Source organism: Haloferula sargassicola, from assembly GCF_040362925.1.
GTDB classification, from domain to species: Bacteria; Verrucomicrobiota; Verrucomicrobiia; order Verrucomicrobiales; family Akkermansiaceae; genus Haloferula; species Haloferula sargassicola.
This window is the reverse complement of record NZ_BAABRI010000039.1, coordinates 1-6,337: the sequence shown is the minus strand read 5'-3', so window position 1 is coordinate 6,337 and position 6,337 is coordinate 1. Positions and strand designations below refer to the sequence as shown.

The following is a 6,337-nucleotide window of genomic DNA, read 5'->3' as shown; positions in this document are numbered from 1 at the left end:
CGAAGGATGCGTCACAGGCGAGTGTCCCAAGGTTCCGTCGGGGTCCAGCAAGACCGTGGCATGTCGGAAGAGAAGCGAACCAATGACCGCCCTGAGGAGGGCGGCACCTTGAACTCGGGAGGCCCGGTGGCCATGCCGCAGGAGACGATTTATCTCCAGCGGCTCCATCTCGATCAACTCACCGGAGACGACATGCAGGGCCGCCGGGAATGGGAGCGAAGCGGACATGGACTGCCTGTCTAAAACCCAATCCGCAGTCAATCAGATCCGCCCATAGTAGTCCGAGACGGGAAAGCCGATCCCATGGCAAAGGAGCGGGCGGATGGACCACGCGGACAGAGCACCCACGCGAGAGGACGGACGACCCTCCCATCAAGCGTGTCACGCACCCTGTCCGCCCTGGAAACCAAGGCGGCGAAAGACCCGAAGCATCGCTTCCGGTCCCTTGCCCGCCTGCTCGACCGGCAGATGCTCGGCAACTCGGTGCGTCTGTGGCAACTGCCGCATCACGTCCGGCGCTTGGCCTTCAAATGGTGGAACCGCCGCAGCCAGCGGCGCAGCTTCGCCTGGGCGGAGTTTGCCGAGGCCTGGGAGCGGTGGAAGATGCCGCGGCCGAAGATTGTGGAAACCCCGTTACCCTGGAGCTGGCGGGAGGCTCGACAAGCCGGGAGAGCATGAGTAAACGATGAAGTCAGAAACCGAAACCAACGGCGTCGCGGAATCGAAGCGCGTCCATCCGAGGAGCCCAGTGCGGTAGTTCCGCACGCCGGGATCTGCGAGGGGGGCGCCGGATGACCGGCGTCCCTACCTCAATCGCTCCAAGAATCACATGGCTTGCATCTCCCGATCCGCCGCCACTCTTCGCATCATCGGAGACGACCTCATTCCCGATGAGATCACCCGACTGCTGGGCGCATCTCCGACGCAAGCCCAGACGAAGGGTGACAAGATTGTTGGCAAGAAGACCGGCAATGTGAGGATAGCGAGATTCGGCATGTGGAGATTGGAGGCTTCAGACTGTGAGCCGGGGGATCTCGATGATCAGATCCGCTTGATCTGCGGTCAGCTGACGGATGATCTCGCTGTATGGGAGTCATTTGCCAGCCGTTACAAGATGGACCTGTTTTGCGGGCTTTTCATGGAGTGCGGGAACGAGGGGATTTCGCTCTCACCTGCCGCCCTATTTGCTCTGGGATCACGCGGCATCGAGCTCGATTTGGATATATACGACCCGCCGGGTGGCGACGAAGAAGAACCAAGCGAACCCCAAAGATAGCTTCGGGCGGTAGCCCGAAGCTATCGGTTGTTGAACGGGCCCAGGCGGGTTGGATGGGCGGTGTGGCTATCGCTCTTGCGGTTTCAATCCGCGTCTGTGGGTCAACGACTTGCCGTGATCGGGCGGCGGCGGATGGCCGTTTGACGACCTCCGCGGGGGCCGCGGGGCGAATCGCTCCGGGATTCGCCCGCGCCGGGAGAGGTGCGAGTCGCCGGTGGAGCGGGGTTTCCGGAAACGCGGAGAAGCATGGGCGTTTTTACGGTGAAAGCCGTAGCTCGCAGCCGCATAGTGGCGCGGCTCCGCGTCGCGGTCGTCGTCCAGGATCGCGATGACCGTTTGTTCTTTATGGACGTCGAGTCCGAGGTAGAGTGTGAGGGTCGTGTCTGAGTTCGTTTTCATTCGCTCTAATCGATTGCTGTTGGATAGGTCGCCGCGACCTCGTGTCGGGGCGATAGCCCACGGATTGAACCAGACACGACACCTCCTTTCCAACCTTCAACCCACCCCGGAGGCGCCCGACTGCTTCAAGTCGCAGCCATAGGGTCTCGGCAAAATAATCGATGAAGAACAATCAGATTGAGGAGAATCCGCTCTCTCATTGGCATCGAGTGTCGAGAATGTCCAATTCTTGAAGTGGATGAAGAGAGACAAAGTATTTGCGATCTTCGGGGGCATGACCATGTTGCTTCTTATCGGAGTATTGATTTGGATGATCTTTGTTCCGCTGGATTCGGATCTCGCTGTTGCCGATAGGATCGTCGCCATCTTGCCGATGATCATGCTTCTCCCCATGATCATTCTTGGGGCTATCGCGACCAACAAGACTGGCTGCGAGCAAAGGGGGTTTCGGACTATCTTGTGGGTTATCTGTTCCGTTCTCTTGTTGGCTGATGGCGTCCTTGATTCAGAACGCAAGGTCCGTAGAGGAAAATTGGAGTGGGTATGCGAAGGAGTAATTGTCAATCGCTACCTCTCCGACAATCACCAGTATCCCACCCTAATGGTTTCCGGGGCAATCGATGCGAATTTGGAGGGGGTCGATGTAGCGTTCTATGAAGCTGCGAAGGTTGGCGACAAGGTTGTCAAGAAGCCCTGGCACGAGCACGCCTTGCTGAATGGGCGCATGCTTAGGATTCTTTCGCGCTAGGCGGCACGCATTTCAACCCGGAATCAAAAAAGCCCGAACCCCCAAAGATAGCTTCGCGCGGTAGCCCCGAAGCTATCGGTTGTTGAACGGGGCCAGGCGGGTTGGACGGGCGGTGTGGCTATCGCTCTTGCGGTTTCAATCCGCGTCTGTGGGTCGACGATTTGCTGTGATCGGGCGGCGGCGGATGGCCGTTTGACGACCTCCGCGGGGGGCCGCGGGGCGAATCGCTCCGGAATTCGCCCGCGCCGGGAGAGGTGCGAGTCGCCGGTGGAGCGGGGTTTCCGGAAACGCGGCGAAGCATGGGCGCTTTTAGGGTGAAAGCCGTCGTTCGCAGCCGCTACTTCGGAGTGATCGGGAATTCGCTGCGGTTGTGGCAACTGCTGCATCACGTCCGGCGCTTGGCCTTCAAATGGTGGAACCGCCGCAGCCAGCGGCGCAGCTTCACCTGGGCGGAGTTTGCCGAGGCATGGGAGCGGTGGAAGATGCCGCGGCCGAAGATTGTGGAAACCCCGTTACCCTGGAGCTGGCGGGAGGCTCGACAAGCCGGGAGAGCATGAGTAAACGATGAAGTCAGAAACAGAAACCAACGGCGTGGCGGAATCGAAGCGCGTCCATCCGAGGAGCCCGGTGCGGTAGTTCCGCACGCCGGGATCTGCGAGGGGGGGCGCCGGATGACCGGCGTCCCTACCTCAATCTCCCGAAAATGGGACAGCAGTTGGCGCGCTCACAAGAACTTACGAGAATCCACCATGTCCAAGTGGCTCAAGGGTATCACCGCATTCCATCGACTCGACCATGCTGACGATCCGGATTCACTCGTTCTCGGGGAACCTTTGAGCGGGAATGCTATCGCCGAGCTTGAGAAGGTGATTGGGTTCACGATGCCGGAAGAGTTCAAGCAGTTCTATTGCGAGCACGACGGCTTCGGAACCATCCGCGGAGGGCAGACCGACTGGTTCTTTCTGCCGTTGGCGAAGATTCCTCAGCACGCCATCGAAGTGAGAGCTTGGTTCGAGGGCACTCACCCTAATATAGCCAGGCAATTCGTGCCATTCATTGACTGGGGCAACGGTGATGCAAGTGGTTACATTTTATCCGATGCCGGAGACCCGGATGCAGCGATTTTCCATTTTGAGCATGAGAGCTACGAATTCGAGAAGAGCCAAGACTGGCATGATTTTCTGCGACCGTTCAGCTCCTCGGTTCTCACATTCTTTCCCGAATAAGAAATGGGAGGACGAGACCGTCGGAAAACCCCGAAGGCCCCTGAGAGAGAAGGATTCTGAATCCGGCTGATGATTGAGGGGTTCTCGCGGGAATTGGAGCGGAAGCGGCGGGACGGGACGGATTGGCCAATTACGGCGGCCATCGTCGTGTTTGGCGGGGCCTGACGAGCACGGATAGGACCTCTTTTCACCCGGCGACGGCCCCGCCGGTGCCGAAGGAGGGCCGGTAGAGGACGATCTTGCCGATGTTGTGCATGATCGCCCACAGCTTCCAGATCACGGCGACCTTCTGTCGGCCGCGGTCATTGATGCGCGTGAGGCCTTTGGCGCCACCTTCCGAATTCGACTCGGATCGGGTAGCGGGTTGTCCAGCGCCGACTTATTGAAACTGTCGGAAACTCGGTGCGTCTGTGGCAACTGCTATATCACGTCCGGCGGCTGGCCTTCAAATGGTGGAACCGCCGTAGCCAGCGGCGCAGCTTCACGTAGGCAAAGTTTGCCGAGGCGGGGGAGCGGTGGAAGATGCCGCGGCCGAAGATCGTGGAAACCTCGTTGCCCTGGAGCTGGCGAGAGACTCGACAAGCCGGGAGCGCATGAGTAAACGATGAAGCAGAAACAGAAACCAACGGCGTCGCGGAATCGAAGCGCGTCCATCCGAGAAACCCGGTGCGGTCATTCCGCACGCCGGGATCTGCGAGGGGGGCGCCGGATGACCGGCGTCCCTACCTCAATCGGCACAAAATGAAGAGCATCCTGTCAGCGTTGATCCTCGTGCTCTCGGTCTCCCATGTTCGTGCAGGTGAGGAGGTCCTGCCATACTCCGCTTTCGGCCCCCAGTCGGCCGCATACGAACTGATCGGGATGGAATGGTGGCAGTGGGATTCACACGGAGACGAGGACGATCACGAATACCCAATCAAGGTGGTCGTTTATTGGGGCCAGACGCGGGACGAGACTGCGAGGCGGTATCCAGTTGACCAGGCGAAGCTACAGGATTTCCGCTACGTCGAGTATTCCAAGGCCGTCGAGCATCTTGAGGCGACCATCAAGGATTTTGCAGAAGCGAAGCTTGATGCATCGGCTATGGAGAGAGCGCTAGCCAAACTCAGAAAACGGAAAGCCGAACCCCAAAGATAGCTTCGGGCGGTAGCCCCGAAGCTATCGGTTGTTGAACGGGCCCAGGCGGGTTGGATGGGCGGTGGGGCTATCGCTCTTGCGGTTTCAATCCGCGTCTGTGGGACAACGACTTGCCGTGATCGGGCGGCGGCGGATGGCCGTTTGACGACCTCCGCGGGGGCCACGGGGCGAATCGCTCCGGGATTTGCCCGCGCCGGGAGAAGTGCGAGTCGCCGGTGGAGCGGGGTTTCCGGAAACGCGGCGAAGCATGGGCGCTTTTGCGGTGAAAGCCGTCGTTCGCAGCCGCACGTTCCCACGGCACGGCTTGCGGCGGTGCTTGGGTGAAGCTGGGGAGGATGAGGGTCATGGCCGCACGGTGGTTCGAATCGGTGGGCCATGAAGCGGATGTTGTGCTTGCAGGCGCGCTCGATGCGCCGTGAGGAGAGGATGCCCTGGGAGTAGGCGAAGAGGATCGCCTTGAGCATGAGCGCCGGAGGTGAAGAAAACCGACTGGAAATCGAGGGGTTTTCCGACAGTCTCAACAAGACGGCTCATCGAACGGGCTAAAGCCCGTCCGATGGCCTCGACGTTGGGCAAAAATCCGACTTTCCGGGACTGCCTACTGAGGTAGAATACCCTTCATGAGCATCGACCAGATTGCCCCTGAAGCGTTAAAACTCCCCGCGCGCGAAAGGGCGCTGCTAGCGGCGTCACTGTGGGAGAGTGTTGAGGATCCATTCGAACTCGCACTGGATTTCTCAGACGATGAGGCGATCGAATTGGCGGAGGCCAGGGACCGAGAGATTGAGAGCGGCGTGGTTTCTCCGATTTCTCATGCCGAACTCATGCAGCGGCTTCGAGAATGAGGATCGAATACCATCCGGCAGTCGCGAAGGAGCTGGAAGAGGTTCGAGACTACTACAATGATCGATCACCAAACCTCGGAGAGAACTTCGTGGATGAATTTGAGCGGCAGGTCATCAAGATCGCTGCCATGCCTGAGCGTTGGATGATCGTTCGTGGAGATCTCCGTCGCGCATTGATGCGAAGATTTCCCTATGTTGTCCTCTTCCGAATTCTTGAGGAACAGGGTATTCGCATCACAGTAGTAAAGCACGAGCGAAGACATCCAGCTTACGGGCTACAACGAAAATAAGCCCAACGAGACCGTCGGAAAACCCCCGAAGCCCTCTGAAAAACAGGGCTTCTGAATCCGGTGGATGAAGGAGGGGGGGTCGCAGGATTTGGGGCTGGATCGGCGGAAATGAAGCGGATCGGCTAAGTACGACGCCCATCGTAGGGTCTGGCGGGGCCTGACGGGCGCGGAATGGGGTTCTCTTCACCCGCTGACTGCTCCTCCCGTGCCATTGCCGGGCCGGTGGAGGACGATCTTGCCGATGTTGTGCATGATGCACCACAGCTTCCAGATCACGCCGACCTTCATCCGGCCGCGGTCATTGATGCGCGTGAGGCCTTTGGCGCCACCTTCCGAATTCGACTCGGATCGGGTAGCGGGTTGTCCAGCGCCGACTTGTTGAAACTGTCGGCAACTCGGTGCAGTTGTGGCAAGTG

The 6,337-nt window shown here is 59.4% G+C and carries 9 protein-coding genes and 2 pseudogenes; 9 read left to right on the top strand and 2 right to left on the bottom strand.

Annotated elements, in window-relative coordinates; all coding sequences use genetic code 11:
• Positions 1-60 precede the first annotated feature (60 nt).
• The 7 genes from ABXH26_RS20375 (at position 61) to ABXH26_RS20345 (ending at position 4,786) form a co-directional block, all read left to right on the top strand.
• The gene (locus ABXH26_RS20375) at positions 61-243 is read left to right on the top strand and encodes a hypothetical protein (RefSeq protein ID WP_353568948.1); all 183 of its coding nucleotides are present in this window, start codon (positions 61-63) and stop codon (positions 241-243) included.
• Positions 244-378: 135 nt separating this feature from the next.
• Entirely contained in the window at positions 379-678 is a 300-nt protein-coding gene (locus ABXH26_RS20370; RefSeq protein ID WP_353568947.1) for a hypothetical protein, read from the top strand.
• A gap of 151 nt (positions 679-829) precedes the next feature.
• A complete protein-coding gene (locus ABXH26_RS20365; RefSeq protein ID WP_353568946.1) occupies positions 830-1,276 on the top strand; it encodes a DUF4279 domain-containing protein in 447 nt (148 codons plus the stop codon).
• Positions 1,277-1,913: 637 nt separating this feature from the next.
• Complete coding sequence (locus tag ABXH26_RS20360; RefSeq protein ID WP_353568945.1) at positions 1,914-2,423, top strand: hypothetical protein; 510 nt, start codon at positions 1,914-1,916, stop codon at positions 2,421-2,423.
• Between the two features lie 314 nt (positions 2,424-2,737).
• Positions 2,738-2,980: a hypothetical protein gene (locus ABXH26_RS20355; protein ID WP_353568944.1), complete on the top strand. Its 243-nt coding sequence runs from the start codon at positions 2,738-2,740 to the stop codon at positions 2,978-2,980.
• A 192-nt stretch (positions 2,981-3,172) separates the two neighbouring features.
• Positions 3,173-3,649, top strand: a complete 477-nt coding sequence (locus tag ABXH26_RS20350; protein WP_353568943.1) for an SMI1/KNR4 family protein — start codon at positions 3,173-3,175, stop codon at positions 3,647-3,649.
• Positions 3,650-4,390: 741 nt separating this feature from the next.
• A complete protein-coding gene (locus tag ABXH26_RS20345; RefSeq protein WP_353568949.1) occupies positions 4,391-4,786 on the top strand; it encodes a hypothetical protein in 396 nt (131 codons plus the stop codon).
• Between the two features lie 371 nt (positions 4,787-5,157).
• Here the strand turns inward: ABXH26_RS20345 and ABXH26_RS20340 are convergent.
• Positions 5,158-5,262: pseudogene (locus tag ABXH26_RS20340) on the bottom strand (transposase); the annotation flags it as partial.
• A 144-nt stretch (positions 5,263-5,406) separates the two neighbouring features.
• Here ABXH26_RS20340 and ABXH26_RS20335 point away from each other — a divergent pair.
• Together ABXH26_RS20335 and ABXH26_RS20330 are read left to right on the top strand one after the other, a co-directional pair.
• Positions 5,407-5,631 (top strand): addiction module protein, encoded by a 225-nt coding sequence (locus ABXH26_RS20335; RefSeq protein WP_353568942.1) that lies wholly within the window; start codon positions 5,407-5,409, stop codon positions 5,629-5,631.
• Positions 5,628-5,921 carry a type II toxin-antitoxin system RelE/ParE family toxin gene (locus ABXH26_RS20330; RefSeq protein WP_353568941.1) on the top strand — a complete coding sequence of 98 codons (294 nt, stop codon included), beginning with the start codon at positions 5,628-5,630 and terminating at the stop codon, positions 5,919-5,921. The genes ABXH26_RS20335 and ABXH26_RS20330 overlap by 4 nt, the downstream gene beginning before the upstream one ends.
• Before the next feature lie 183 nt (positions 5,922-6,104).
• Here the strand turns inward: ABXH26_RS20330 and ABXH26_RS20325 are convergent.
• Positions 6,105-6,337 (bottom strand): annotated as a pseudogene (locus ABXH26_RS20325) (hypothetical protein); the annotation flags it as partial.

What these genes read in the sequence shown, in the direction of transcription:
- ABXH26_RS20375 (WP_353568948.1), top strand. Translation starts at nt 61, where the DNA reads ATGTCGGAAGAGAAGCGAACCAATGACCGCCCTGAGGAGGGCGGCACC.
- ABXH26_RS20365 (WP_353568946.1), top strand. Translation starts at nt 830, where the DNA reads ATGGCTTGCATCTCCCGATCCGCCGCCACTCTTCGCATCATCGGAGAC.
- ABXH26_RS20360 (WP_353568945.1), top strand. Translation starts at nt 1,914, where the DNA reads ATGAAGAGAGACAAAGTATTTGCGATCTTCGGGGGCATGACCATGTTG.
- ABXH26_RS20350 (WP_353568943.1), top strand. Translation starts at nt 3,173, where the DNA reads ATGTCCAAGTGGCTCAAGGGTATCACCGCATTCCATCGACTCGACCAT.
- ABXH26_RS20345 (WP_353568949.1), top strand. Translation starts at nt 4,391, where the DNA reads ATGAAGAGCATCCTGTCAGCGTTGATCCTCGTGCTCTCGGTCTCCCAT.
- ABXH26_RS20335 (WP_353568942.1), top strand. Translation starts at nt 5,407, where the DNA reads ATGAGCATCGACCAGATTGCCCCTGAAGCGTTAAAACTCCCCGCGCGC.
- ABXH26_RS20330 (WP_353568941.1), top strand. Translation starts at nt 5,628, where the DNA reads ATGAGGATCGAATACCATCCGGCAGTCGCGAAGGAGCTGGAAGAGGTT.